Genomic DNA, 26,802 nt, shown 5'->3' with positions numbered 1-26,802 from the left:
TAAGTGAAAAAAATGTACAGTTGGTCAATGATTTAGCGGCGGCGCAACGACTGTGTCAGCAGACGCTGCGAAACCGATCAACGCATGTGGAGAGCACCTTTTCCCCCGGTCGTTTCCACCAGTTCGCTGCCGAAAAGATTTCGACTTCCTGCGCTCCATGATAACCGGCAGCCTCGATGGAGCGTCGGATCCCCTTGAGATCGATCACGCCGTCTCCCATCATGCCGCGGTCCAGCAACAGGTCCGTGGTCGGAACCAGCCAGTCGCAGATGTGGTGTGCCAGGATCCGGCCCGACGCCCCGGCTCGGGCGATTTGTTGCTCGAGCTTTGGGTCCCACCAGACGTGATAAACGTCGATGGCCACACCGACGCCGTCGCCGAGCAGGTCACAGATATCGAGTGCCTGCTCAAGTGTGTTCACGCAGGCGCGGTCGGCGGCATACATCGGATGCAGCGGTTCGATCGCAAGTGGTATGCCGGATGCGCGTGCGTGCGTAAGGATCGCTCCGATCCCGTCTGCAACCATATCGCGCGCGTGGGCGACATCCCTGGACCCCGCAGGCAGGCCGCCGACGACGAGAACCAGGCAATCGGCGTTGAGAGCAGCTGCCTCATCGATCGCCCTCTTGTTGTCGTCGATTGCTGCAGCTCGCCCCGCAGCATCCGCAGCGGGGAACATGCCCCCGCGGCAAAGCCCGGTCACCTGCAGTTGGTTGTCGGCGACGATCCGGGCAGCTTCCGACAAGCCGATCGCATGCACCTGATCACGCCAGGGAGCGATCGCAACAATATCCTGCTTGAGGCAGGCCTCGACCGCCTGCTTCATGTCGTACTGCTCTCGCACCGTCGCGAGGTTGATGGAAAGGCCATTGACTGCCATTTTTGATATTCCTCCCTCACCTCGCGATGCGAAGTGCATGCCGTGATTTTCAGATGCCTGCAGTCGCCAGGATAGTCTTCATCCGGGTGACGGCGAGATCCGGATCCCGCAGGACGCGGGCCTCGTCGGCAAGTCGGAACAGTTCCGCCAGATGCACCATCGAGCGCGTGCTTTGCTGGCCACCCAGCATCTGGAAGTGGTTCTGGAAACCATTGAGGTAGGCCAGGAAGACAACGCCCGTCTTGTAGAACCGCGTCGGTGCCTTGAAGATGTGCCGTGAAAGCGGGACGGTCGGCGCCAGGATCTCGTGGAATCCGGCGAGATCGTCTGCGCCAAGCTTCTGCAGGGCAGCGCTGGCCGCGGGCGCGATGGCATCAAAAATGCCGAGCAGGGCGTGTGAGTATCCTTTCTCGTCGCCGGCGATAAGCTCCGCGTAGTTGAAGTCATCGCCCGTATACATCTTGACCGCCGGATCAAGCTTTCGACGCATGACGATCTCTTTCTCCGCGGAGAGGAGGGAGATCTTCACGCCGTCCACCTTGGTTGCGTGGTCATTGATGATGGCAACGGCCGTTTCCATGGCCTGCATATCATCACGCGAACCCCAATAGCCGGCGAGCGCAGGATCAAACCTTTCGCCAAGCCAATGGATGATCACCGGCTGCCGGACCTGCCGCAAGATGCGATCATAGACACGCACGTAATCCTCGGGGCTCTTGGCGGCGGCCGCAAGCGCGCGGCTTGCCATGAGGATGATCCGGCCGCCCTGCCCTTCGACGTAGGCGACCTGCTCCTCATAAGCGTGGATGACATCATCGATGCTAACGCCAGGGCCCGGTGGCAGATGGTCGGTGCCGGCGCCATAGGCGATGAGGGCATCCGGGCGCCGGCGCGCTGCCGATTGGACATTGGCGATGAGTTCCTTGGCGCCAGCCCAGTCGAGCCCCATGCCGCGTTGGGCGGTGTCCATCGCCTCGGCAACGCCGAGGCCGAGGTCCCAAAGATACTCGCGGAATGCAACGGTACGCTCCCAGTCGATGTTGCGGTCGAGCCATGGATCGTTGTCCGCCAATGGATCGACGACCACATGAGCGGCCGCGTAGGCGACACGGTTGAAGGCATGGCCGCCGGCCGGGCGTTCCGGCGTGACAAGCGGTGCGTTGGCGATGGCATAATCCTCCAGCGAGCCGCCGGAGACGGGAAGACGAAGTGACTTTGCCATGGCCGTCATGCAACCTTGCGGACTGATGTATCGGCGAGCGAGGGAACGTCCACCCAGCGACGTTCCTTCCAGCTCTGGTGCGCCAGTTCCGCAAGCTGAACACCCTTGGCGCCCTCGCGCAGCGTGAACCTCCACGGCGCGTCTTCGACGACGTAGCGCAGGTAGTCTTCCCACTGCGCCTTGAAGCCGTTGTCGAAAACCTGGGTTTCCGGAACCTCGTCCCATGTCCTGTAGAAGTCGATCGTCTGCGGCTGATCGGGATTCCAGACAGGCTTCGGTGTGTTGACCCGATGCTGCGTCCAGCATTTGGTCAGACCGCAGACGGCCGAACCATGTGTTCCGTCGACCTGGAAGGTCACGAGGTCGTCACGACGCACGCGAACCGCCCAGGAGGAGTTGATGTGGGCGACGATGCCGCCGTCGAGTTCAAAAGTCGAATAGGCTGCGTCGTCGGCATCTGCCCTGTAGGTCTTGCCGTTCTCGTCGACGCGGCTCGGGATATGGGTGGACGCGTAGCAGCTGACGGCCTTGACCTCGCCGAAGAGGTTGTCCAGCACGTAGCGCCAGTGCGGCAGCATGTCGAGGATCATGCCGCCACCATCGGCCGCGCGATAGTTCCAGGATGGACGCTGAGCCTTCACGCCCCAGTCACCCTCGAATACCCAGTAGCCGAACTCGCCGCGTACCGAGAGTATCTTGCCGAAGAAGCCGCTGTCCTTGAGCAGGGCGATCTTGCGCAGTCCCGGCAGGTAGAGCTTGTCCTGCACGACACCATTTTTGACGCCGCGCTGTTCGGCAAGCGTCGCAACGGAAAGCGCCTCCTCGAGAGTCTCCGAGATCGGCTTTTCGCAATAGACATGCTTGCCGGCCTCGATTGCCTTTTTGAGGAGCGAGACGCGCATTTGCGTCGAGCCTGCGTCAAAAAAGATCCTGTTGTTCGGATCCGCAAGGGCGCTGTCGAGATCAGTGGTCGTGCGCGTCAGGCCGTGCTTGCGGGCAATGGCCTCGATCTTGTCGGCATTGCGTCCGACGAGGATCGGATCGGGCATCAGGCGGTCGCCGTTGGAAAGCTCAAGGCCCCCCTGCTCGCGGATCGCGAGAATGGAGCGCACCAGATGCTGGTTATAGCCCATGCGGCCGGTGATCCCATGCATGATAATGCCAAGCGAAATCGTCGCCATCTGCGTCTTCCTCCCATAAATAACTATTTAGTTACATAAGTGCCATGTGCTCCCCATGCTGTCAACCCGGCCCGTTGCTGGCGACCAGAAATCGGCGCCGGCGCCGGCGCCCGCAACGTTCCTGAAGCTCGCTCTTGTCCCGTTGCAACGCCTGCGCACAATCACGCGGATGGGTCCGACCGTCGGGATGCAATCTGCTGGATATAAATGGCGGAACCGCTTATGCGGTAAGCAAGGTGATTGTTCAGAACGCTCGCAAGTCAGGCCCATGAAGGCAATTTCAGGCACCAATCTCGAACAGGCAAAATCGCACAACCGACGCGTCGTGATCGAAGCGGTCCGGACGAATGGCCCGTTGTCGCGGGCGGCCCTCTCCCGGTTGACGGCGCTCAGCACGCAGACGGTATCGAACATTGTCGAAGAACTCGAACGGTCCGAGTTGCTGAAGGCCGAAGCCCCGGAAAAGGCGGCGCGTGGGCAGCCGATCACGCCCTACTCGATCAATCCGGACGGTGCCTACTCCATTGGCCTGGAGCTGGAGCGGGATCGTGCCGTTGGCGTGCTGACCGATCTTTCGGGACGTGTCCGTGCCAGGATCGACAAGCCCGTCGACAGGCCGACGCCGACCGAGGCGATGCCGATCCTCGGTGGTATCGTTGACGAACTGCAACGGAACTTTCGCTTCGATCGCGCTCGCCTGCTGGGTGTCGGCATCGCAATGCCGGGGCGGTATGCGGCCGAAGGGGTGACATCGCTGAGCCCGGTGACGCTTCCCGGCTGGCAGGGTTTCCCCGTGGCCCCGGAACTTGCCCGACTTGTTGGCGTCCCGGTTCTCGTCGAGAACGACGCCACCTCTGCTGCGATCGGCGAGCGGCTCCACGGCGTCGCTCGGGGCTTGAGCAGCTTTGTCTATCTGTTTCTCGGCGGGGGTATAGGGGCCGGCATGTTTCTCGACGGCCATCTCTACAAGGGCAGCCGCAACAATGCCGGCGAAATCGGCCATATGATCGTGGTGCCGGATGGGCTGGCCTGCGTGTGTGGCAAGCGTGGTTGCCTCGACCGCTATGTCTCGCTCGGCGCAGTCTACGAATATCTCGACATTGGCGACCCCAGACAGCACGACCCTGAAACTATTGCCGCCTTGATCGCGCAAGGGGACAGTCGGATTGATGCCTGGGCAGAGGCTGCCGCGAAGCCCATGCGTCAGACAATCGATGTTCTGGAATTGGCCTTCGATCCGCAGACGATCGTGCTTGGCGGTTCGATGCCCCCGTCACTGCTGCAGCGCCTCGCTCGTCAGCTGGATCCGTTGCATACCCCGGTCAATCCCGGGGAGGAACGAAACCTGCCGCGCATCATGATCGGTGCGACCGGCAGGGACACGGCGCTTCTGGGCGCCGCGGCACTGCCGATCTTCTCGGAAACGAACCCGCAGTTCGATGTCCTTCAAAAACCTCTGGGCTGACAACCTCACGGATAGGCGTACAGGACCGGCATCAATCCCGCGACTGCCTTGAAGCGCTCCCAGGACTTGTCCGCGGGCTTCGTCCAGGCGCTCTCGGCAAGTGCCGAGATCCTTGGAAACACCAGGCGGTCAAAGACCGCGCGATCGGTCATCGGCTCCGACCAGATGCAGGCCTGGATGCCACGCAGCTTCTTTTTCTGCTCGTCGCTCCAGCCTTCGACCGGGTCGAAATTGTAGAGCTTCTCGGGCTCCGACCACCCGGCCCAGCTGGCGCCCGGCTCGTCCCAATCCGGGCTGTTTGCCATGTCGAGATAGTAGACCTGCCCAGGGCAGACGACCATTTCGTAGCCCTCACCGGCCAGCGCCGCCGAAACTTCGACACTGCGCCAGCCGCAGAGATAGCTCTTTGCCTTGTCGATGACATTGCCATGCGCTGCCTCTTCCCAGCCGCCGGTGATGCAGCCCTGCTCGGCGAGGAACTTCTGGATCCGGGCGAGGAAAATCGACTGCAGAACCGCGGCTCCCGATCCGTCTATGTCGTCGGCGCCGTGAGTATTGGTGATGACGTTGAGCCGCTTGGCATGTGCTTTAGCCACTGCATCTCCGCCAATCTCGCGCAGACGCGCCAAGGCCTCCGGCGAACCCGACCAGGCGCCGAGGGGCACTTCATCGGCGCCGATATGGATCGTCTTGAATGGAAAGAGCTCGATCAATTCGCGGAAGATCGTTTCCAGAACCTCGTAGGTCTTCTCGCGTGCCGGGTTCAGGCAGTTGTCGGGGAAGCCCTGAACCGAATGGTAGCTCCCGGCTTCTTGCGGGTCGCGAAGTTCCGGGATTGCCTGTTGCATCGCATAGCAATGTCCAGGGACATCGATCTCCGGCACGACCTCGATGCCGAGCTCCTTGGCGTGCGCGACGATCTCGCGTACCGCCGCCTTGGTGTAGTAACCGCCGGTGCGGGCCGCGCCAGAGCCGAGAAGCGGCGGAATGGGAAGGCCGTGTCCCCGCCAGGCGCCGACTTCGGTCAGGGCAGGATAGGCGTCGATCTCGATCCGCCAGGCCTCGTCGTCCGAGAGGTGCCAATGGAAGCGGTTGACCTTGTTCCAGGCGAGGATGCTGAGCAGCTTCTTGATTTCAGCCTTGCCGTAGAACTGACGGGCAACATCGAGATGAAGGCCGCGCCATCCCATGGATGGCTCGTCGCGGATCTCGCCTTCGACCGGAAAACGGAAGGCGTGCGGATAAAGGTGCGCACCACGCCAGACCTGGCCAAGCGTGATCAGGCCATAGAGCAGGCCGGTCTGCGTGCTCGCGGAAATGTGTACGATCTCGCTCGAGAAGGACACGCGATAGGCTTCTGGCGCCAGGCCCTCGACGACGTCAAGCATCACGGGCATTCCGCCTTCCGAGGCAGGACGGACGATCCCTTCGACCGCAAAGAGCTGTTCGACGAGGCCGGTAAAGGCATTTGCCGCGGCAATGGCCGGGGGATTGCCGGCATTGAGCGCAAAGCCGGGAGGAACCGAGCGCTTGCCAGATACCGACACCACGTCAGCCCACGGGACGATCGCGACAGGCACAGGCGGATTGACCGGCACGGGATAGATTTCTGCGCCACGCTTCAATGGGGCATTGTTGGCAAGCGAGCGGGTCGGCTCGACAGATAGTGCAAGCGTGCCGCCGTCGGCGAACGCCACATAGGCACCGGTTGCCCCATCCGTCCAATGCTGGAACAGCCAGCTGAGAGCGGAGATGGTCAGCGTCCAGGTCTTGCCCGCCTCAAGCTCGAAATTCTCGGGCGGAAGAAATTCGGTGAAATTTGATAGCCGGCGGCCGATCGTGCCCCCCTCGATGTGAACAGCCGGATCCACCCGTCCCGGACCGCTGATGCAGAGGGTGAAGTTGGCAAGGGAATTCGATGAAAGGTTCTTGAGGTTGAGCGTGTAGGCCTGGTCTCGTTCGTCCGAAGCGGGCAGCCATGAGGTTTCGAGCCGCAGGGCGGGTTGGCGCTGTATCGACATCATCATCTCTTGATAGGGTTAGGGATTATGTTGTTCCGATTTGATCAATCAATTTGATTTAATCAGCTTGCGTTGGCGATCGTCAATCGGCAGAAGGAATTATTGCGCGCCCGGCAACGGCCCGTGTGCCAGGCGCCACGAAGGGGCCGTCACCCGCTGCAAGTGGTGAGATACAACTTGCAGCGTGTGATATCGTGATGTCGGTTAGACCGCCTTTGCCGCGTCCGGATGGGCAGCCTTGAACGCCGGCAGTGCGTTGCACGCGTCGACAATGCGAACGACGCGAGGAAACGCCGACATTTCGATACCCCAGCGACGGGCGTTGTAGACCTGCGGCACCAGGCAGAAATCCGCCATCGTCAGTGTGTCTCCAAATGTGTAGCGACCGGTCGTCGGCTCATCGAGCATCTGTTCCACCGCGTGCAGTCCGCTGCCGATGAACCTGGTCATCCACTCGGCTCGGGCGCCCTCCTCGCCAGTCAGGTGAGCGACGTGCGCGACGACATTAAGGTTGCAGATCGGATGAATATCCATGGCAACGGCATAAGACAGCGCCCTCACCCGCTGCCGCCCCACGGCAGTATCGGGCAGGAACCCGCTTTCGGGATAGGTCTCGGCAAGGTATTCGATGATGGCCAGGGATTGGGTGAGCGTGCGTCCGCCGATGCGCAAGGTGGGGACCAGACCCTGGGGATTGATTTTCAGGTAGTCAGGATCCTTGTGGGCCAAGGCAAGCAGGTCGATCGGGACGGTCTCGAAGGCAAGCCCAAGCACATGAAGCGCGATGCGGACCCGGTAGCTGGCCGAGGAGCGCCAGTAGTCGTAGAGCACGATCCCGGTCATTGCCGCTCGTCCCCGGCGTAACGCTGTACGGTCTGCTCGATCGCGCCGAAAATCGATGCACCGTGCTTGTCCTTCATCTCGATGCGAACCCTGTCGCCGAAGTGCAGGTAAGGCGTTTTGGGGCCTCCGTGCTCAATGGTCTCGATCATTCTGATCTCGGCGATGCAGGAATAGCCGTCTCCGCCTTCAACGATCGGCTTGCCGGGGCCGCCGTCACGCTTGTTGGAAACCGTGCCTGAACCGATGATCGAGCCTGCCGCCAGCGGGCGTGTTTTCGCCGCGTGCGAGACGAGCTGTCCGAAGTCGAACGTCATGTCTCTGCCGGCGTTGGCGCGGCCAAACGGAATGCCGTTCAAGCTGACGAGCAATGGAAGATGGACCCTGCCGTCCTTCCAGGCGTCGCCGAGTTCGTCCACTGTTACGGCGACGGGCGAGAAAGACGACGAGGGTTTCGACTGGAAGAAGCCGAATCCCTTGGCGAGCTCATCGGGAATGAGACCGCGCAGCGACACGTCGTTCACGAGCATCACGAGCCGGATTGCTTCATGTGCCTGCCGAGACGTTGCGCCCATCGCAACGTCATCGACGATGACGGCAACCTCGCCTTCCATATCGATGCCGAAGCGTTCATCGGCGGCAAGGATCGGGTCGCAAGGGGCGAGAAAGTTGTCGGAGCCGCCCTGGTACATCAGGGGATCGGTCCAGAATGTCGTCGGCATGTCGGCATTCCGCGCCCTTCGCACCAGCTCGACATGGTTGACGTAGGCCGATCCGTCCGCCCACTGGTAGGCGCGTGGCAGTGGGGAATGAACATGTCGCGGATCAAAGGGCTCGGATGGCACTGAGCCGGCTTCGAGGCTTTCGGCGAGGCGGGTAAGTTTTGGCGCGGTTGCCGGCCAGTCGTCCAGCGCTGCCTGCAGGGTGCGGGCGACCTCGCCCGCATCGGCAAACTGCGTCAGGTCACGGGTGACGACGATCAGTCGACCGTCGCGCGAACCGTCTTTGAGCGTGGCAAGTTTCATGTGATCCTCCGCGTTCGAGCCTACTTGATGCCAGGCGTCCCATCGAAACGGCGCTCCAGACCGTCCCAGCAATCAATATAGTCATCCTGCAGCGTCTCCAGTTCCGCGGCGTATCTTGTCAGCTGCTGCGGGAAGCGCGTCTCGAACATGAACGCCATCGTGTGATCGAGCTTGACCGGCTTCAGCTCGGCGTTGGACGCTTTCTCAAAGCCGGAGGCATCCGGCCCATGAGGCAGCATCATGTTGTGCAGGCTCATCCCGCCTGGGACGAAGCCCTTTTCCTTGGCGTCGTATTGTCCATGGATCAGCCCCATGAACTCGCTCATGATGTTGCGGTGATACCAGGGCGGTCGGAACGTGTGCTCGGCAACGAGCCAGCGGGGCGGAAAGATCACGAAGTCGACATTTGCCGTCCCTTCTTCACCACTCGGCGCTGTCAGGACCGTGAAAATCGACGGGTCCGGGTGATCGAAGAGAATGGCCCCGACCGGGGAGAAAGTCCTCAGGTCATATTTGAAGGGGATGTAGTTTCCGTGCCAGGCGACGACGTCGAGCGGCGAGTGGTCGATCTCGGTCACATAGAACTTGCCGCACCATTTCACATGCACGCGGCACGCCGTCTCCTTGTCCTCGAAGGCGGCGACCGGCGTCTTGAAGTCGCGGGCGTTCGCCAGGCAGTTGGCGCCGATCGGTCCACGATCCGGCATGGTGAACTTCGCTCCGTAGTTTTCGCAGATGTAGCCGCGCCACTCGGGCCCGTCGCCGAGACGTGAAACCTTGAACATCATCCCACGGGGGATGAGGCAGATTTCCGCCGGTTCGAGCTCCATGACGCCCATCTCGGTGAAGACGCTGATGGCGCCAAGTTGCGGAACAATGAGCAGTTCCCCGTCGGCATTGAAGAAATAGTCATCCACCATGTCCGCATTGAAGGCATAGGCATGCGCGGCCATCCCGACCTGGGTCATGACGTCGCCGGCTGCCGTCATCGTTCGGATTCCGGCAAGAAAGTCGGCGCTTACCACTGGAGCCGGGATCGGATCCCAGCGCAATTGACCAAGTGGCAGGGAGTGATCGTCGAGACATGGCGCCGATTTCCAGAAGGGGTAGCTCGCATTGGCGAAGCGGCGCGTGTGGCGAACGCTTGGCCTGATGCGATAGAGCCAGGAACGCTCGTTTGTTCCCCTCGGAGCCGTGAATGGCGAGCCGGACAGCTGCTCGGCATAAAGGCCATAGCTGCATTTTTGCGGGCTGTTCTGGCCCTGCGGCAATGCCCCTGGCAGCGCCTCCGTCTCGAAGTCGTTGCCGAACCCCGGCATGTAGGCCAGCTTGCTGGTCCCCGCCCGCGCACGGGAACCTGGTGCTTCGGTGGTGTCCATGCTTGCGTCTCCTCCGTCTATATAGTTACAAACGTAACCGTCGATTTTGTAACTATCAAGGAGCAGCCATGGAGAGTGGATTTGAGCTCGACGGCTTCATTCCCTACCGGCTCAATCGGGCGTCGGAACTCATCAGCCTGTCATTCGCGCGCCAGTACAAGCAGGAGTTCGATCTGACCCGGCCCGAATGGCGCACGCTTGCCGCACTCGGCAGTGTCGGCGTGATGACGGCAAAGGACATCGGCGCCCATTCACACATGCACAAGACCAAGGTGAGCCGGGCCGTCCATGCGCTTGAGCAGCGCCATTGGCTGAAGAGAATTCCGAGCTATACAGACAGACGTTTCGAAGAGATCGAACTCACGGCGCTCGGGCGCGAATACTACCGCAGGATCACAGTCCTTGCGCACAAGTACCAGGAGACGGTGTGCCTGAAGCTTGGCGAAGAGGCGATCCGCCACCTCGACCTCGCGCTTTCGGCGATCGAGGCTTCCGCAGGACTGCGGCGCAAATCGAAATGAATCTATGAGCCGCTGAGCGGGTAGCCTTCGAAGTGCTTCAACGTGTTGAGCACGATCGAGGTTTTCACGTGCTGGACGGATTCGTGCGGCAACAGAACGTCGTTGACGAACCGCGAAAGGCCCGACAGGCCGCGCGTCGCCACCTTCAGGTGATAGTCCATCTCGCCCGTCAGCGCATAGGCCTCCAGGACCTCTGGCAGGCCGTTGACCAATTGCTGAAAGCGGCGGGCATTGTCGCGATTATGGGTTGCCAGCGTGACCGAGATGACGACCAGCAGATTGAGCCCCAGCCTGTCCGGATCGAGATTTGCCTGATAGCCGCGGATGAAGCCCTCTGCCTCCAACCGCGTTCGCCGTCGCGAGCATTGGGAGGCCGAGAGGCTGATGCGTTCGGACAGTTCGATATTGGTCAACCGTCCGTCTCTTTGAAGTTCGGCGAGGATCTTCAGGTCGAAACCATCCAGCTGCTCAGACATTGTACGATTATCTCGTCCTATGCACATTCCGTGCGGATTTTTGGCCATAAGCCACCATAATGCAAGCACATTGCACAAGAACAGGTCCATAATTTGCATCCAGCTGGCTACAGCCTCAGGAGGAGAAAATGGGCCCCTATCCGCACGACGCACCGCCGTCTCAGATCACCGTTGACAATCCTGCCGGCACGGACGGGTTCGAGTTTGTCGAATTCGCACATCCTGCGCCCGAGAAGCTGGCGGAACTGTTCAACCGTATGGGATATCGCGCCGTCGCCAGGCACAAGAGCAGGAACATCACGGTCTGGCGTCAGGGCGACATCAACTACATCGTCAATGCCGAGCCGGGCAGCCATGCCATGCGCTTCGTCGAGGATCATGGGCCCTGCGCGCCGTCGATGGCGTGGCGTGTCGTCGATGCCAAGCATGCCTTCGACCATGCCGTTGCCAGGGGCGCGACACCCTACGAGGGCAAGGACAAGACCCTCGACGTGCCAGCGATCGTCGGCATTGGCGGCTCGCTTCTCTACTTCGTGGAACGCTACGGCGCGAAAGGCTCGGCCTATGATCTCGAGTTCGACTGGCTGGCCGAGCGTGATCCGCGGCCCAAGGGCGTCGGCTTCTTCTATCTCGACCACCTGACCCATAACGTCTATCGCGGCAACATGGACAAGTGGTGGGACTTCTATCGCGAACTCTTCAAGTTCAAACAGATCCACTTCTTCAATATTGACGGCCGGATAACGGGGTTGATGAGCCGTGCAATCACCTCTCCCTGTGGCAAGATCCGTATTCCTCTGAATGAATCGAAGGACGAGACCAGCCAGATCGAGGAGTACCTGAAGAAGTACAGAGGCGAAGGCATCCAGCACATTGCCGTCGGAACCGACGCCATTTACGAGGCGACCGACAAGCTTGCCGAAAACGGCCTGCGCTTCATGCCGGGTCCCCCGGAGACCTACTACGATATGTCACGCGAGCGCGTTCATGGACATGACGAGCCGATCGAAAGAATGGCCAGGCATGGCATCCTGATCGACGGCGAAGGGGTGCTCGACGGCGGCACGACGAAGATCCTGCTGCAGATCTTCTCGAAGACGGTGATTGGTCCGATCTTTTTCGAGTTTATCCAGCGCAAGGGCGACGAAGGTTTCGGCGAAGGCAACTTCCGGGCGCTTTTCGAATCGATCGAAGCCGACCAGATACGCCGCGGTGTCATCAAGCCCGCTGCCGCCTAGCGGAAATGAACTTGTGAATTAGTGGCCGTCGGGGGCAACAGCCTCCGGCGGCACTGTTTCCAGCAGGCTCTTGCGGTGGAAGATGAACAGGCCGGCGACGACGATGATCGTGCCGCCTGAGATCACATAGAGATCCGGAACGTCGCCGAAGAACAGATATCCGAGCGCAATCGCCCAGATCAGAAGGCTGTATTGCAGCGGCGCCAGCAGGGATGCCGGGGCGAGCTTCAGCGAACGCGTGATCAGAAGGTGCGCACAGGATGCAACGACGCCGAGGGCGAGCATGCCGGTGAGCTCGACCGGGGTTGTTGGCTGCCAGGCGCCGATGGAAAGCACCGCCCCGACGACGAGTGCGGCGACCATCTGCCAGGTAACAAGGGTCGTGTCACTGGTGTTGCGGAGGTATCGGTTGAGCACCAGGGCCATTGAAAAGGACAGGCTGCCGACAATGCCGAAAAGCGAGGGCAGCGACAGCATCGCCGAGGACGGACGCAGTGCGATCACCACGCCGCAGAAGCCGACGAAGACCGCAAGCCAACGGCGCCAGCCAATCCGTTCGTTGAGGAAGAAATGCGAGAGCGCGGCGACATAGATAGGTCCGGCCATGTAGAAGGTCATGACGTCAGCGAGCGGCAGGTAGGCGACGGCAGCGTAAAACAGGCCGACATCGAGTGTTGCGAAGAGCACGCGAAGAAACTGCAGCCCCTTCTGCTCTACCCTGAACAGTTGGGCTGGGCCCTGCCTGGCAATCAGGGGTCCCAGGATGATGAAGCATCCGAACGAGCGGATCAGCAACACCTGGCCGACAGAGAAGTTCGTCACGAGCCACTTGCCCATCGCGTCATTGAGCGCGAAGAGAAAGTCCCCGAGAAGCATCAGAACAACGCCCAGTAGCACGAAGTTCTTGAGGCCGGTCGCGGTAGGCTGCGGTTGCATGTCGGAATTCCTGTTGCCGGTCGCCGCATCGCGGCAGCCGGCGGCGTCGCGCATATCAGCAGGAGTGTCAAGCCACGGCAGAGGGCTATTCGGTCTTGCCCCGCAGCATTTCGATGATTGCAGAGAAATCGCGCGCGCCATTCCCCTGCTTCTCAAAAAGCGCATAGAGCTGGGAAGCTTCGGCGCCGAGCGGCGTCGAGGCGCCGGTCGACAGTGCCGCCTCCTGCGACAGGCGCAGGTCCTTCAGCATCAGCGCGGCCGCAAAACCAGGCTTGTAGTCATTGTTCGCGGGCGATGTCGGAACCGGTCCCGGGACAGGGCAATAGGTGCTGATCGACCAGCATTGTCCCGACGAGGTCGAAGCGACGTCGAACAGCGCCTGATGCGAAAGACCGAGCTTTTCGCCAAGCGCGAAAGCTTCGCAGACGCCGATCATCGAGATGCCAAGGATCATGTTGTTGCAGATCTTCGCTGCCTGCCCTGCGCCCGCGTCCCCGCAATGGACGATTTTCCTGCCCATGGCTTCCAGGACCGGCTTTGCCTTCGCGAACGCCTCGTCCGATCCGCCGGCCATGAAGGTCAGTGTGCCGGAAGCTGCCCCGCCCGTGCCGCCGGAAACAGGTGCATCGAGGGAGAGGCAACCGGCATTGCTTGCCATGGCATGCGCCTGGCGGGCGCTGTCGACGTCAATCGTGGAACTATCGATGACAAGCGTCCCGGCGGCGATGGAGCGAAGAATGTCCGTCCAGGCACTGAGCACATGCTTGCCCTGCGGCAGCATCGTCACGACGATCTCGGCGTTTGAAACCGCCTGGCTGATATGGCTTGCCGCCTTCACCCCGTGCTCTTCCGCAGCCTGCAGGACGGGGGCGGCGAGGTCAAAACCGGTGACGTCATGACCAGCCTTGACGAGGTTGGCGGCCATCGGTCCGCCCATGTTGCCAAGCCCGATAAATGCAATCCGTGCCATGCCGTTCTCCTCCTATCTGTTGTCCGCCAGGATCATCGCAGCTGCCTTTTCGGCAATCATGATCGTCGGCGAATTGGTATTGCCCGACGTGATGGCCGGCATCACGGAGGCGTCTGCAATCCGGAGCTTCGCCAACGCCCGGAACCTGAGGCGAGGATCGACGACACTTTCGCGATCGGAACCCATCCGGCATGTTCCGACAGGGTGGAAAATCGTCGTGCCAATATCTCCGGCTGCCTGCGCCAGTTCCGCGTCCCTTTGGTAATTCGGGCCAGGCCTGAACTCCTCGGGCCGGAACCGCGCAAAGGACGGCTGCGCGACGATCTTGCGTGTCATGCGTATCGCGCGAATAGCTATGTCGCGATCTCGTTCGGTCGAGAGATAGTTCGGACTGATCGTCGGCTGGAGAGCAAAATCCGGGCTCGCCACATGGACCGAACCGCGGCTTTCGGGTCTGAGGTTACAGACGCTCGCGGTGATGGCAGGAAAAGGGTGAACTGGATCGCCGAACTTGTCGAGCGACACCGGCTGCACATGGTATTGAAGGTCCGGCGTCGCCTTGTCGGGGCCGGAGCGGGTGAAGATGCCAAGCTGGCTTGGCGCCATTGCCATCGGCCCGGAACGTCTGATCAGATATTCCAGGCCGATCTGAGCCTTGCCGATGAACCTTGTTGCCTTCTCGTTCAGCGTCGCAACGCCGGTGACCTTGTAGACCATACGAAGCTGCAGGTGGTCCTGAAGGTTCTCGCCGATGCCTTTTACCTCGGCAATGACCTCCACGCCCGCGCTTTTCAGCACCTCGCCTTGGCCCAGACCGGACAACTCCAGGATGTGTGGCGAACCGATCGCGCCCGCCGCGAGGATCGTTTCCCTCGTCGCGTAGGCGCGCTTGGTCGTGCCCGCATGCTGATAGTCGACGCCCGTGACGGCGCCCTCCTCGATCAGCAGCCGGCGCGCCTGCGCCTTCGTCAGAACCGTCAGATTGCCTCGCCGCATGGCCGGACGCAGGAAGGCCTTGGTCGTATTCCAGCGAATGCCGGACCGCTGGTTGACGTCGAAGTAGCCTGATCCCTCGTTGTCGCCGGTGTTGAAGTCGGGCGTTTCCGGAATGCCGGCCTCCCTGGCGGCGGCCTGGAACGCATCGAGTACCGCCCAGCGAACGCGGGCTTTTTCCACCCGCCACTCGCCGCCTGTCCCATGCATCTCGGTCTCGCCGCGATAGTAGTCCTCCGATTTGCGGAAGAACGGAAGCACGTCGTCCCAGCTCCAGCCCGAGCATCCCATCTGCCGCCAGAGATCATAGTCGCGTGCCTGGCCGCGCATGTAGATCATGCCGTTTATCGAGGATGAGCCGCCGAGCACCTTGCCGCGCGGATAATTGAGGGCGCGCCCGTTCAATCCCTGCTGCGGAACCGTCGTGAAGCACCAATCGGTGCGCGGGTTGTTGATGCAATAGAGATAGCCGACAGGAATATGGATCCAGTGGTAATTGTCGTTGCCACCGGCCTCCAGCAGCAGAACGCGCGTGTTGTGATCTTCGGACAGCCGGTTGGCGAGAACGCAGCCGGCGCTGCCGGCACCAATGATGATGTAGTCGAAGCGATCCATGCAAATACCACCCGCAGGTTAGCGGCGGTAGACGAAGCCGAGCTTCCGACCGAGACGCGACGCATAAAACTCGCCGATGATGCCGCGGCGGAAGATCAGCACGCATACCATGAACACGATGCCCGTGATGATCGTCACCGGGAATTCCGATGTTGCAAGGTAGTTCTCCAGCGTGACGACAAGGCCCGCGCCAAACAGCGGACCGATCAAGGTACCAATACCGCCAAGCAGGGTCATCAGGATCACCTCCCCCGACATCTGCCAGGCGACATCGGTCAAGGTCGCGAACTGAAAGACGAGGGATTTTACTGCCCCGGCCAGGCCCGCGAGTGCCGCCGACATCACGAAGGCGCCCAGCTTGTAACGGGCGACGGAATAACCGAGCGATATCGCCCGCTGTTCGTTCTCGCGGATCGATTTCAGGATCATGCCGAACGGCGAATTGATGAAGCGCCAGATAATCAGGATGCCGACGACGAAGACGGCCAGCACGAAATAATACATGTTGGTCGAACTATTGAGATCGAGGACGCCGAACAGCTGGCCGCGCGGCACGGACTGGATACCGTCCTCGCCATGCGTGAACGCCGCTTGCAGGCAGAAGAAGAAGAACATTTGCGAGAGGGCAAGCGTAATCATCGCGAAATAAATACCCTGACGGCGGATCGCGAAGAAACCCATGACGAGGCCGAGGACGGCGGCACCTGCGACGCCGACCAGGATGCCGAGTTCCGGCGAAAACCCCCATTCCTTCACGGCATGGGCGGTAAAATAGGCAGCCCCGCCGAAGAAGGTCGCATGACCGAACGACAGCAGGCCGGTATAGCCGAGCAGCAGGTTGAAGGCGCAGGCAAACAGCGCAAAGCACAAGAGCTTCATCAGGAAAATCGGGTAGAAGAAGAACGGCGCCAATAGCAGAAGCAGCAGGCCGATGATCAGGAATGCCGCCTGTACCGATAGCGCGGTGCGGCTTTTTTCCGGACGGATGGTTTCGGTGATCTCTGTCATCGTCAGGCATCCCGGCCGAAGAGGCCCGCGGGCCTGATGAGAAGAACAATTGCCATGATGACGAAGATCACGATGTTGGAAGCCTCCGGATAGAAGACCTTGGTCAGGCCTTCCGCGATGCCGAGTACATAACCGGTGATGATCGCGCCCATGATCGAGCCCATGCCACCAACCACGACGACGGCGAACACGACGATGATCATGCTGGAGCCCATCAACGGCGACACCTGATAGATCGGCGCGGCCAGTACACCCGCAAAGGCTGCAAGACCGGCTCCAAGTGCGTAGGTCAATGTCAGGAGAACCGGCACGTTGACGCCGAATGCCTGGACGAGCGTTGCATTCTCGGTGGCGGCCCTGAGATAAGCGCCGAGCTTTGTCTTCTCGATCAGGAGCCAGGTGCCGAGACAGACCACAAGCGACACGACGACCACCCAGCCGCGATAGATCGGCAGGAACATGAAGCCGAGATTGACGGCGCCGGCCAGGGCAGCGGGTTGCGCGTAGGGTTGGCCGGATGAGCCGTAGAGGTAACGGAAGGTGCCTTCGACCGTCAAGGCAAGACCGAATGTGAAGAGCAGCCCGTAGAGCGGGTCCAGATCATAGAGCCGACGGAGGAACAAGCGTTCGATCACCGCGCCGGCCAATCCGACGATCACGGGGGCAAGGATCAGCGATGGCCAGTAACCTATGCCGGCATAGGCAAGCAGAAGGTAGGCGGCGAAGGCGCCGAGCATGTATTGCGCGCCGTGCGCGAAATTGATGACGCGCAACAGGCCGAAAATGATGGCGAGCCCGAGGCTCAAAAGCGCGTAGAAAGAGCCGTTGATCAGACCGATCAGCAACTGGCCCATGAACGCCTGCAGGGGAATGCCGAAGATCATTGTCATTCAGATCACACTCCCAGAACCTTGTGCAGCGTATCCATCCGCTGGGGCAGCTCGCCCACCGGGAACTCCGAAACCATCTGCCCGTGATCCATAAGATAGAAGCGATCGGCGATCCGGCTAGCGAAACGGAAATTCTGCTCGACAAGCAGGATCGTCATGCCCCGCTCCTTCAATTGCCTCAGCACTTCGCCGATGCGCTGGACGATGACGGGCGCCAGCCCCTCCGTGGGTTCGTCGAGCAGGAGCATGCGAACACCGGTGCGCAAAATGCGGGCGATTGCCAGCATTTGCTGCTCGCCGCCCGACAGCTTCGTGCCCGCACTGTTGCGGCGCTCGTAAAGGTTTGGAAACAGCTCGTAGATCTCCTCGACCGTCATGCCGCCCGGGGCAACGACTGGCGGCAGCATCAGATTCTCGGACACCGTCAACGTCGAGAATATGCCGCGCTCCTCCGGCACGAAGCCGATACCGCGATGCGCCGTCTTGTGTAACGGCACCTGCATCATGTCTTTACCTGCGAATGTCAGCTTGCCTTTGCGGGTGCGGACGATGCCGGTGATGGTGCGCAGTGTCGTCGTCTTTCCAACGCCGTTGCGGCCAAGAATGGTAACTGTCTCACCCTCGCCGACCCGCATGTCGACACCGTGCAGGATGTGGCTTTCGCCGTACCAGGCGTTGAGCCCCTGGACGTCCAGAAGTGTCGCCATCAGCCCTCCTCCGAGCCCATGTAGGCCTGGCGAACCCGCTCATCGGCGCTGACGGTCGCATAGTCGCCTTCGGCAAGGATTTCGCCACGCTGCAGCACGGTCACATGCTGGCAGATGTTGGCGACGACGGACAGATTGTGCTCGACCATCAGGACGGCGCGGTCGCGCGCCACCTCGCGGATGAGAGCGGAGACGACGCCGACATCCTCGTGCCCCATGCCGGCCATCGGTTCGTCGAGAAGGAGCACTCTTGGATCAAGTGCCAGGGTCGTTGCGATCTCAAGGACGCGCTTGCGGCCATAGGAAAGATCGGCGGCGATGGCCTCGCGCTCCTTGAAGAGGCCGACCTTCGCAAGCAGCTGTTCGGCGCGATCGTTCAATGCGTCGAGTGCTGATAGTGGGCGCCAGAATTGCGTCGACAGCTTGTTGGGCCGTTGCAGCGCTACCCGCACATTGTCGAGAACGCTGAGATGTGGAAACACGGCCGAGATCTGGAATGATCGCACCAATCCCATGCGCGCCACCTTGTCGGGTGCCGTTCTGGTGATATCCGTACCCATCAGCGTGATGGTGCCCGATGTCGGTTGCAGGAACTTCGTCAGCAGGTTGAATACCGTCGTCTTTCCCGCACCGTTGGGGCCGATCAGGGCATGCACGCTCGCGTCATGGACGTCCAGATCAACATTCTTGACGGCAGTGAAGCCGCCGAAGTCACGACGCAGACCGCGAGCGGAAAGGACCACCCGCGGCATGGCGTTCGATTGGGTCGCGGAAACCGCCATCGCCTAGTTCACCAGGGCGCAGCCGCTCTTGGCGGGATCGATATAGGCTTCCTTGCCCGGAATGGTCGCGAGAACGTTGAAGTAGTCCCACGGTTCCTTGCTGTCGGCCGGCTTCTTGACCTGCAGCAGGTACATGTCGTGGATCATGCGGCCATTCGGGCCCACGGTGCCACCGCGAGCGAAGACGTCGTCGACGGGCAGTTCGTGCAGCTGCTTGGCAACGGCCTCGGTGTCGTCGGTGCCGGCCTTGTCGATCGCCTTGAGATACTGGAGCACGGCCGAATAGGTACCGGCGTGGATCATGTTCGGCATCTTGCCGGTGCGGGCGAAGAACTTCTTGCCGAATTCGCGGCTCTTGTCGTCGAGGTTCCAGTAATAGCCTTCCGTCAGCGTCAGGCCTTGCGCTGCCTCGAGCCCCAGGCCATGAACTTCGGCCAGTGTGAAGAGCAGTGCCGCCAGATGCTGGCCACCCTGAGTGATGCCGAACTCGGCAGCCTGCTTGATGGCGTTGGACGTATCAAGGCCGGCATTGGCAAGGCCGATCACCTTGGCGCCGGAGGATTGTGCCTGCAGCAGGAAGGACGAGAAATCCTGGTTCGACAGGGGATGGCGGACAGAACCGACGACCTTGCCGCCGGCGGACTTGACGAAATCGCTCGTCTGCTGCTCCAGGGAGTAGCCGAATGCGTAGTCGGCCGTCAGGAAGAACCAGCTGTCGCCGCCTTGCTTGACAAGCGCACCGCCAGTGCCGACGGCAAGCGCATGCGTGTCATAGGCCCAGTGGAAGCCGTAGGGCGAACAGGCCTTCCCGGTGAGATCCGTGGTCGCGGCCCCGGTGACGATGTTGATCTTCTTCTTTTCCTTCGCGATCGCCTGAACCGCGAGCGCCACCGACGAGGTGGTCAATTCCATGATCGCGTCCACTTGCTCCGTGTCGTACCACTGGCGGGCAATGTTGGAGGCGATGTCAGGCTTGTTCTGGTGGTCGGCGTCGACAATCTCCACCGGCACGCCAAGCACCTTGCCGCCGAAATCCTCGACCGCCATCTTGGCCGCCTCGACGGAGGACTTGCCGCCGAAATCAGCGTAGACGCCGGACTGGTCGTTCAGGATGCCGATCTTCACCTTGCCGTCGGATGCACCATCGGCAAGCACGGCAGTGCTGCTTGCAAGCAGGAATGCCAGCGACGCAATGAGATTCTTTCGCATATGTCTCTCCTCCCAGAGATTGGCCAGAACGCGGATCTGTTCAAATTTGGCCAGCCGCCCTCCTCAAGGCCGCCAGCGCATGCCCCCACGATCATGGAATTGCACCAATCAGGCAAGGCCGCTTTACAACTAATTCCAAACAGTATCTGTTCGTTTTTGAACAGAACTGTTGGTCTGTCGCGGTTCCCCAATGAATGCAGATCGTTAGGGCGCTTTCGTTGGAACCTAGGGCGGAAGACGACGAGGTGCAGGCTGGGGTGCATTAGACGAAAGACCAATATCGAACGGCTGGATGATGCAGGCGCCGATTTGGGGGATCCGAATGAACAATCCGCCGCAATTTACCTGGGATGACCTGCAGTTCTTTCTCGCGGTTGCCCGCACCGGACAGCTGTCGACTGCGGCGCGGCAATTGCGCAGCAGCCACGCCACCGTGTCGCGCCGCATCGACCGGCTGGAGTTTGCGCTCAAGGTCAAGCTCTTCGAACGCAACGCTCGCGGCTATGTGATGACGGCGATGGGCGCCCGCTTCGTCGAAACCGCCGAGAAGATGGAGCAGGAGACCGAACGGTTGCGAGCCGACCTCACCGATGGCGCAACGACCCAACGCGGCGTGGTACGCCTCAGTGCGCCCGAGGGCTTCTCCAATTTCTTCTTCGCGCGTGTGTTGCCGCAGTTCGTCGCAAGGCATCCGAATTTGTCGCTCGAACTTGTGACGATCCAGCAGATCATGTCGCTGTCGCGCAAGGAGGCCGATATCACCGTTGTTCTCGATGAGCCGAAGGGCGGACCGTATTTCTCCGACAAGCTCACCGACTACCACCTTCAGGTCTATGGCTCGCGCGACTATCTCTACCGAAGCGCGCCCATCACCTGCCGCGACGACCTCCTGGGGCACCCGTTCATCAGCTACATAGAGGAAATGATCTTCGCCCCTGGCCTCGACTATCTTGGCGACGTGCATCCGCGCATCAAGCCCCAGTTCCAGAGTTCGAGCATCTTTGCGCAGCTGACGGCGACCAGAAACGGTCTTGGGCTTTGCGTGCTTCCCTATTTCTTCGCAAGTCGCTACCCCGAACTCGAGCGGGTTCTCCCTGAAGAAGTCGATCTCCGACGGCACTACTGGATCACCTGCCATCGCGATCTTCGCCAGTCGCCGCGGGTGCGTGCGGTCATCGATTTCCTGCGCGAGGCGGTGACCGGCGAGGATGTCAGGTTCATCCCGCCCTGGGTGAAGCGATAAGGCGCCACCGAGCAGTGTTCTTGGCGAGTTGACCCATTCGACGGCCGGGTCTATGCCCGAAGGATGTTGGTGCCAGCAGGTAAATGAGGAGAAGTGACCATGCAGCATACCCGCGAGATCTTTGATTGGGCCGATCCGTTTCGCCTTGTCGAGCAGCTGACCGATGAGGAGCGCATGGTGCAGGAGACGGCGCAGGCTTATGCACAGGACAAGCTGGCGCCGCGCGTGCTCGAAGCCTTCCGTCACGAGAAGACCGATCCGGAGATCTTTCGCGAAATGGGCGAACTCGGACTGCTCGGGCCGACGATCGCGCCGGAATATGGTGGGGCCGGCCTGGGCTACGTCGCCTACGGTCTGATTGCCCGCGAGGTCGAGCGCGTCGACAGCGGCTACCGCTCGATGATGAGCGTGCAGTCGTCCCTCGTCATGGTGCCGATCGATGCCTTCGGCTCCGAGGCGCAGAAGCAGAAGTACCTGCCGAAGCTTGCGACCGGCGAGTGGATCGGCTGCTTTGGCCTCACCGAACCCAACCACGGCTCAGATCCGGGCTCGATGGTGACGCGGGCGAAAAAGGTTGATGGCGGCTACAGCCTGACCGGTGCCAAGACCTGGATTTCCAATGCCCCGATCGCCGACGTATTTGTCGTCTGGGCCAAGACCGAAGACGGCGTCATACGCGGCTTCATCCTCGAGAAGGGCTGGAAGGGCCTGTCGGCGCCGGCGATCCACGGCAAGGTCGGCCTGCGCGCCTCGATCACCGGTGAGGTGGTGATGGATGAGGTGTTCGTACCGGAGGAGAACCTGCTGCCCAACGTCTCGGGCCTCAAGGGCCCGTTCACCTGCCTGAACTCCGCCCGCTTCGGCATTGCCTGGGGGGCGCTCGGCGCTGCCGAGGACTGCTATGCCAGGGCACGTCAATATGTGCTCGACCGCAAGCAGTTCGGCCGGCCGCTGGCTGCCAACCAGCTCATCCAGAAGAAGCTCGCCGACATGGTGACCGAAATCGCGCTCGGCCTGCAGGGCTGCATCAGGCTCGGCCGCATGAAGGAGGACGGGCACCCGCCCGTGGAACTGACCTCCATCGTCAAGCGCAATTCCTGTGGCAAGGCCCTCGACGTCGCAAGGCTGGCGCGTGACATGCTCGGCGGCAATGGCATTTCCGACGAGTTCGGCATTGCCCGCCATCTCGTCAACCTCGAGGTGGTCAACACCTATGAGGGGACCCACGACGTCCACGCCCTTATCCTCGGCCGCGCCGTCACGGGCATTGCCGCCTTCGCCAATTGAAACACGTAAACCATCGCGCAAATTGAAACCTGTGCGACAATGTGCAAGCTTCCGATGACCGCGCTTAAATTGTGCGCGGCATGGGGGATTGCACATGCTTTTGCTTCTTGCATTTCTGATTGGAATTATCGCGGGTCTCAGGGCCATGACGGCGCCTGCCGCCGTTGCCTGGGCGGCTGCTCTCGGCTGGCTTGACGTTTCGCAGACGCCGCTTGCCTTCATGGGATATCGTTGGGCCCCATGGGTGTTCACCTTGCTCGCTGTGGTCGAACTGATCACCGACCAGCTGCCCTCGACCCCGTCCCGCAAGGTTCCGATGCAATTTGCCGCCCGCTTGATCATGGGCGGGCTGGCGGGCGCCACGATCGGTGTTACCGGCGTCTCACTCATTGGCGGACTGATTGCGGGCGTCGTTGGCGCAGCGATTGGCACGTTCGGTGGAGCGGCGGCTCGTGGTAAACTCGCCGCCGCCTTCGGCAAGGATACACCGGCAGCGCTGATCGAGGATGCGGTTGCGATCATCGGCGCGCTCATCATCGTGGGAGCAGTGTGATGCCTAGTTTCGACGCCATCGTCATCGGGGCCGGCCAATCCGGTCCCTTCCTCGCCGCGCGCATGGTCGCCAATGGCATGAAGGTGGCGTTGATCGAACGAAAGTTCCTGGGCGGCACCTGTGTCAATGCCGGCTGCATGCCCACCAAGACGCTGGTGGCAAGTGCCCGTGCCGCCCACATGGCGCGGCGCGGCGCGGACTTCGGGGTGGTGCTTCCAGGTGGCGTGGGCATCGACATGACCGTCGTGCGCAAACGTGCCGAAACCGTGACGATGAACGCCCGCAACGGCCTGATCAACTGGTTCGCCGGAATGGACGGCATGACCGTCATCTATGGACATGCCCGTTTCCAGGACACCCACAGCGTGACCGTCAACGGCGAGATCCTGACGGCCCCAAGGATCTTCCTGAATGTCGGCGCGCGGCCGACCATCCCCGCCATGCCCGGGATTGGCGACATAGACTACCTGACAAGCACCTCGATCATCCATCTCGACCGTCTTCCAAGGCACCTTGCTGTCATCGGCGGCAGCTATATCGGGCTTGAGTTCGCGCAGATGTATCGCCGGTTCGGGGCTGAGGTGACGGTGATCGAACGCGGGCCGAAGCTTGCCTCGCGTGAGGATGCCGACATTTCAGACGCGATCGCTGACATCCTGCGCTCGGAAGACATTGCCGTACATACGGATGCCGACGGGATCGGATTTGCCAATACGGCCAACGGCATCAGCGTCAGCATCGGCAATGGTCAGCCGGCCATTGAGGCGAGCCACGTGCTGGTTGCCACCGGGCGCACGCCGAACACCGACGACCTCGGTCTTGACAAGGCAGGCGTCGCCACCGACCGGCGCGGTTACATCACCGTTGACGACAAGCTTGCCACCAATGTCGAGGGGATCTTCGCGCTCGGCGATTGCAATGGCCGAGGCGCCTTCACCCACACATCCTACAATGACTTCGAGATCGCTGCCGCGAACCTTCTCGACGGCGAGGATCGCAAGGTCAGCGATCGCATTCCTGCTTATGCGCTCTATATCGACCCGCCGCTCGGTCGCGTCGGGATGACCGAGAAGGAAGCACGGGCGTCGGGCCGCACCATCATGATCTCCACACGGCCGATGAGCCGTGTCGGCCGCGCCAACGAGCGCGCCGAGACCAAGGGCTTCATGAAGGTGATCGCCGATGCCGAAACGCAGCAGATCCTGGGTGCTGCAATCCTCGGGATCGAAGGTGACGAGGCGATCCACGGTTTCATCGACGCGATGAATGCCAAGGCGCCCTATCCGGTGCTGAAATGGGCGGTGCCGATCCATCCAACCGTGTCAGAACTCATTCCGACATTGCTCGGGGATCTGAAGGCGGTCTAGCAAATCGCCGCGGCGGCCGGTCTGGGGTGAGAGCCGCAATCGATGATCTCACCCCCACTCAAAATCGGTTACGTCGTCGCGGAGGAGTGAGGTGCGCCACCCGATATCCCTCATGACCACAGTGGGCGGACGCCCGGGCAATGCGGGCAACATCGTCCCCTGCCCGTGATCGCCTCAGGCCGCCGCGACCAGATGCCGATCGCCGATGTCCGTCAGCTGATTGTAGACCGGCTGGTATCCGAGCGGCCGGATCGGGCTTTTGATCTCGCGGGCTGCGGCGTCGTAAAGCCGGCGTTCGCGGCGAGGATCCGGAACCGGCACTGCGCTGAGCAGCTGGCGCGTATAGCTGTGCCGCGGGTTTTCGAAGATCTGCCGGCGGGTTCCCACTTCCACGAACTGGCCCATATACATCACCGCGACACGGTGACTGATCTGTTCCACCACGGCCATGTCGTGGGAGATGAACAGATAGGCGATGCCGGTCTCGTTCTGGATATCCTGCAGTAGATCAAGAACCTGCGCCTGGATCGACACGTCGAGCGCCGAGACGCTTTCGTCCGCGATGATGACCTTCGGTGACAGCGACAAGGCGCGCGCAATCGAGATGCGCTGGCGCTGGCCGCCTGAAAATTCGTGCGGATAGCGGTTGATCTGATCCGGCGACAGACCAACCCGGCGGAACAAGTACTCCACCCGGTCCTTGAGCTCGGACCCCTTGGCAAGGCCATGGATTACCAACGGCTCGGCCACGAGATCGCCAACGCGATAGCGCGGATCGAGCGAGGCATAGGGATCCTGGAACACCATCTGCACGTCGCGGAGGATCGGCTTCATCGCCCGGCGACCGAGTCCGCTCGTCTCCTGTCCCTTAACCCGGATCGAGCCTGTCCACGGGATCAGGTTCATCAACGCCTTGCCGGTCGTCGACTTGCCGCAGCCGCTTTCACCGACCAGCGAGAGTGTTTCGCCCTTCGCGATCTCGAAGCTCAGGCCCTCGACCGCATGGACGCGGCTCACCGGACGCTGGAGAATGCCGCCCTTGATGTCGAAACGCACGGTGAGATCCCTCACCTCCACCAGCGCCCCGTCGGTCCGTGCCGCAGCCTCCGTGGTCGCGGAGGCAGGAACGGCGGGGATCGGTTTTGCTCGCTTCGGCGTGTCGATGCCGTGCATTTCCCCGAGCGTTGGAACCGCCTCGAGCAGCATCTGCGTGTAGGGCGCGCCCGGTTTTTCGAAGATGTCGTGCACGGTGCCGTATTCCACGGCTTTGCCATTCTTCATCACCAGGACATGGTCGGCCATTTCCGCGACGACGCCCATGTCGTGGGTGATCATGATCACCGCCGTTCCATGCTCCTTCTGCAGGTGGCGGATCAGGCTCAGGATTTGCGCCTGGACGGTTACGTCGAGCGCCGTGGTCGGTTCGTCGGCGATCAGGATATCGGGGCCTTGCGACAGCGCGATCGCGATCATCACACGTTGACGCATGCCGCCTGAAAGTTCGTGCGGGTATTGGCTTAACCGCCGTGCCGCGTCTGAAATCTGCACTTGTTCGAGAAGCCGCAGGGCCTCGGCCATGGCTTCGGCATGGCTCATCGGCCGTTGCGCCGTGATCGCTTCGACGAGCTGGCGCCCGATCGTCAGCACCGGATTGAGCGAGGTCATCGGCTCCTGGAAGATCATTCCGATTTCCTTGCCGCGCAGCTTGCGCAGTCCCTCGTCGTCGAGCGCGAAGACATCACGGCCCTTGAACAGCGCCACGCCGGAAGCGACCCGCGCCATCGGCTTCGGCAGCAGCTGGATCAGCGACAGTGCCGTCATCGACTTGCCGGAACCGCTTTCGCCGGCGATGCACAGCGTTTCGCCACGCATGAGATCGAAACTCAGGCCGTCGACGACGGTCTTCGCGCCCATGGGGGTCGCCACCTGTGTCACGAGATCGCGAACAGAAAGTAGCGGTTCTGAGGATGTCTTGTGCGTCGTCGTCATGGCTT

At 61.4% G+C, this 26,802-nt stretch carries 24 protein-coding genes; 7 read left to right on the top strand and 17 right to left on the bottom strand.

The window, feature by feature from the left end; genetic code table 11:
* Positions 1-55 precede the first annotated feature (55 nt).
* Genes RHIBUN_RS0102905 through RHIBUN_RS0102895 form a run of 3 tightly spaced genes read right to left on the bottom strand, consistent with a single transcriptional unit; the run spans position 56 to position 3,283 of the window.
* Positions 56-880 carry a sugar phosphate isomerase/epimerase gene (locus RHIBUN_RS0102905; RefSeq protein WP_025658365.1) on the bottom strand — a complete coding sequence of 275 codons (825 nt, stop codon included), beginning with the start codon at positions 878-880 and terminating at the stop codon, positions 56-58.
* Positions 881-929: 49 nt separating this feature from the next.
* Positions 930-2,102 carry a dihydrodipicolinate synthase family protein gene (locus RHIBUN_RS0102900; protein WP_025658364.1) on the bottom strand — a complete coding sequence of 391 codons (1,173 nt, stop codon included), beginning with the start codon at positions 2,100-2,102 and terminating at the stop codon, positions 930-932.
* A gap of 5 nt (positions 2,103-2,107) precedes the next feature.
* The gene (locus tag RHIBUN_RS0102895) at positions 2,108-3,283 is read right to left on the bottom strand and encodes a Gfo/Idh/MocA family oxidoreductase (protein WP_025658363.1); all 1,176 of its coding nucleotides are present in this window, start codon (positions 3,281-3,283) and stop codon (positions 2,108-2,110) included.
* Positions 3,284-3,551: 268 nt separating this feature from the next.
* Here RHIBUN_RS0102895 and RHIBUN_RS0102890 point away from each other — a divergent pair, with 268 nt between their 5' ends.
* On the top strand, positions 3,552-4,748 hold the full coding sequence (locus RHIBUN_RS0102890; RefSeq protein ID WP_025658362.1) for an ROK family transcriptional regulator: 1,197 nt from the start codon (positions 3,552-3,554) through the stop codon (positions 4,746-4,748).
* A gap of 5 nt (positions 4,749-4,753) precedes the next feature.
* Here RHIBUN_RS0102890 and RHIBUN_RS0102885 read toward each other — a convergent pair whose 3' ends face one another.
* The 4 genes from RHIBUN_RS0102885 to hmgA all read right to left on the bottom strand — a co-directional run bounded on the left by RHIBUN_RS0102885 (position 4,754) and on the right by hmgA (position 10,013).
* A complete protein-coding gene (locus RHIBUN_RS0102885) occupies positions 4,754-6,775 on the bottom strand; it encodes a family 20 glycosylhydrolase (protein ID WP_025658361.1) in 2,022 nt (673 codons plus the stop codon).
* A 198-nt stretch (positions 6,776-6,973) separates the two neighbouring features.
* Positions 6,974-7,612 carry a maleylacetoacetate isomerase gene (gene maiA / locus RHIBUN_RS0102880; RefSeq protein ID WP_025658360.1) on the bottom strand — a complete coding sequence of 213 codons (639 nt, stop codon included), beginning with the start codon at positions 7,610-7,612 and terminating at the stop codon, positions 6,974-6,976.
* The gene (locus tag RHIBUN_RS0102875; RefSeq protein ID WP_025658359.1) at positions 7,609-8,634 is read right to left on the bottom strand and encodes a fumarylacetoacetate hydrolase family protein; all 1,026 of its coding nucleotides are present in this window, start codon (positions 8,632-8,634) and stop codon (positions 7,609-7,611) included. Before RHIBUN_RS0102875 ends, maiA begins: the two co-directional genes overlap by 4 nt.
* A gap of 20 nt (positions 8,635-8,654) precedes the next feature.
* Positions 8,655-10,013: a homogentisate 1,2-dioxygenase gene (hmgA, locus tag RHIBUN_RS0102870; RefSeq protein WP_025658358.1), complete on the bottom strand. Its 1,359-nt coding sequence runs from the start codon at positions 10,011-10,013 to the stop codon at positions 8,655-8,657.
* Positions 10,014-10,081: 68 nt separating this feature from the next.
* Here hmgA and RHIBUN_RS0102865 point away from each other — a divergent pair, with 68 nt between their 5' ends.
* Positions 10,082-10,534 carry a MarR family winged helix-turn-helix transcriptional regulator gene (locus tag RHIBUN_RS0102865; protein WP_018855473.1) on the top strand — a complete coding sequence of 151 codons (453 nt, stop codon included), beginning with the start codon at positions 10,082-10,084 and terminating at the stop codon, positions 10,532-10,534.
* 2 nt (positions 10,535-10,536) lie between these two features.
* Here the strand turns inward: RHIBUN_RS0102865 and RHIBUN_RS0102860 are convergent, their stop codons facing one another.
* On the bottom strand, positions 10,537-11,010 hold the full coding sequence (locus tag RHIBUN_RS0102860) for an Lrp/AsnC family transcriptional regulator (protein ID WP_025658357.1): 474 nt from the start codon (positions 11,008-11,010) through the stop codon (positions 10,537-10,539).
* A 128-nt stretch (positions 11,011-11,138) separates the two neighbouring features.
* Between RHIBUN_RS0102860 and hppD the strand changes: the two genes are divergently transcribed.
* Positions 11,139-12,248 (top strand): 4-hydroxyphenylpyruvate dioxygenase, encoded by a 1,110-nt coding sequence (gene hppD, locus RHIBUN_RS0102855; protein WP_025658356.1) that lies wholly within the window; start codon positions 11,139-11,141, stop codon positions 12,246-12,248.
* An 18-nt stretch (positions 12,249-12,266) separates the two neighbouring features.
* Here hppD and RHIBUN_RS0102850 read toward each other — a convergent pair whose 3' ends face one another.
* From RHIBUN_RS0102850 to RHIBUN_RS0102815, 8 genes are all read right to left on the bottom strand, one after another.
* Positions 12,267-13,184 carry a DMT family transporter gene (locus tag RHIBUN_RS0102850; protein WP_025658355.1) on the bottom strand — a complete coding sequence of 306 codons (918 nt, stop codon included), beginning with the start codon at positions 13,182-13,184 and terminating at the stop codon, positions 12,267-12,269.
* Between the two features lie 85 nt (positions 13,185-13,269).
* A complete protein-coding gene (mmsB, locus tag RHIBUN_RS0102845) occupies positions 13,270-14,154 on the bottom strand; it encodes a 3-hydroxyisobutyrate dehydrogenase (protein ID WP_025658354.1) in 885 nt (294 codons plus the stop codon).
* 12 nt (positions 14,155-14,166) lie between these two features.
* Positions 14,167-15,762, bottom strand: coding sequence for an FAD-dependent oxidoreductase (locus RHIBUN_RS0102840; RefSeq protein ID WP_025658353.1), 1,596 nt, complete (start codon positions 15,760-15,762; stop codon positions 14,167-14,169).
* Between the two features lie 18 nt (positions 15,763-15,780).
* Positions 15,781-16,770, bottom strand: a complete 990-nt coding sequence (locus RHIBUN_RS0102835) for a branched-chain amino acid ABC transporter permease (protein WP_025658352.1) — start codon at positions 16,768-16,770, stop codon at positions 15,781-15,783.
* Between the two features lie 2 nt (positions 16,771-16,772).
* Positions 16,773-17,660 carry a branched-chain amino acid ABC transporter permease gene (locus RHIBUN_RS0102830; protein WP_025658351.1) on the bottom strand — a complete coding sequence of 296 codons (888 nt, stop codon included), beginning with the start codon at positions 17,658-17,660 and terminating at the stop codon, positions 16,773-16,775.
* Between the two features lie 5 nt (positions 17,661-17,665).
* Positions 17,666-18,367: an ABC transporter ATP-binding protein gene (locus RHIBUN_RS0102825; RefSeq protein ID WP_025658350.1), complete on the bottom strand. Its 702-nt coding sequence runs from the start codon at positions 18,365-18,367 to the stop codon at positions 17,666-17,668.
* Positions 18,367-19,149 (bottom strand): ABC transporter ATP-binding protein, encoded by a 783-nt coding sequence (locus RHIBUN_RS0102820; protein WP_025658349.1) that lies wholly within the window; start codon positions 19,147-19,149, stop codon positions 18,367-18,369. Before RHIBUN_RS0102820 ends, RHIBUN_RS0102825 begins: the two co-directional genes overlap by 1 nt.
* 3 nt (positions 19,150-19,152) lie before the next feature.
* A complete protein-coding gene (locus RHIBUN_RS0102815) occupies positions 19,153-20,358 on the bottom strand; it encodes an ABC transporter substrate-binding protein (protein ID WP_018855463.1) in 1,206 nt (401 codons plus the stop codon).
* Between the two features lie 322 nt (positions 20,359-20,680).
* On the opposite strand from RHIBUN_RS0102815, the gene RHIBUN_RS0102810 reads away from it, so the two are divergent.
* The 4 genes from RHIBUN_RS0102810 to RHIBUN_RS0102795 all read left to right on the top strand — a co-directional run bounded on the left by RHIBUN_RS0102810 (position 20,681) and on the right by RHIBUN_RS0102795 (position 24,808).
* Positions 20,681-21,601, top strand: a complete 921-nt coding sequence (locus RHIBUN_RS0102810; RefSeq protein ID WP_025658348.1) for a LysR family transcriptional regulator — start codon at positions 20,681-20,683, stop codon at positions 21,599-21,601.
* 99 nt (positions 21,602-21,700) lie between these two features.
* Positions 21,701-22,888: an acyl-CoA dehydrogenase gene (locus RHIBUN_RS0102805; RefSeq protein WP_025658347.1), complete on the top strand. Its 1,188-nt coding sequence runs from the start codon at positions 21,701-21,703 to the stop codon at positions 22,886-22,888.
* Positions 22,889-22,982: 94 nt separating this feature from the next.
* Positions 22,983-23,441, top strand: a complete 459-nt coding sequence (locus tag RHIBUN_RS0102800) for a membrane protein (RefSeq protein ID WP_018855460.1) — start codon at positions 22,983-22,985, stop codon at positions 23,439-23,441.
* A complete protein-coding gene (locus tag RHIBUN_RS0102795) occupies positions 23,441-24,808 on the top strand; it encodes an FAD-containing oxidoreductase (RefSeq protein ID WP_025658346.1) in 1,368 nt (455 codons plus the stop codon). The genes RHIBUN_RS0102800 and RHIBUN_RS0102795 overlap by 1 nt, the downstream gene beginning before the upstream one ends.
* Positions 24,809-24,982: 174 nt before the next feature.
* Here RHIBUN_RS0102795 and RHIBUN_RS0102790 read toward each other — a convergent pair whose 3' ends face one another.
* Positions 24,983-26,797 (bottom strand): ABC transporter ATP-binding protein, encoded by a 1,815-nt coding sequence (locus tag RHIBUN_RS0102790; protein ID WP_037214734.1) that lies wholly within the window; start codon positions 26,795-26,797, stop codon positions 24,983-24,985.
* Between the last annotated feature and the right edge of the window lie 5 nt (positions 26,798-26,802).

Origin of the sequence: Rhizobium sp. IBUN, from assembly GCF_000510625.1 — a bacterium.
Classification (GTDB): domain Bacteria; phylum Pseudomonadota; class Alphaproteobacteria; order Rhizobiales; family Rhizobiaceae; genus Rhizobium; species Rhizobium altiplani.
Note: the sequence above shows the minus strand (reverse complement) of the source record. Positions and strands in the feature narration are given on the sequence as shown.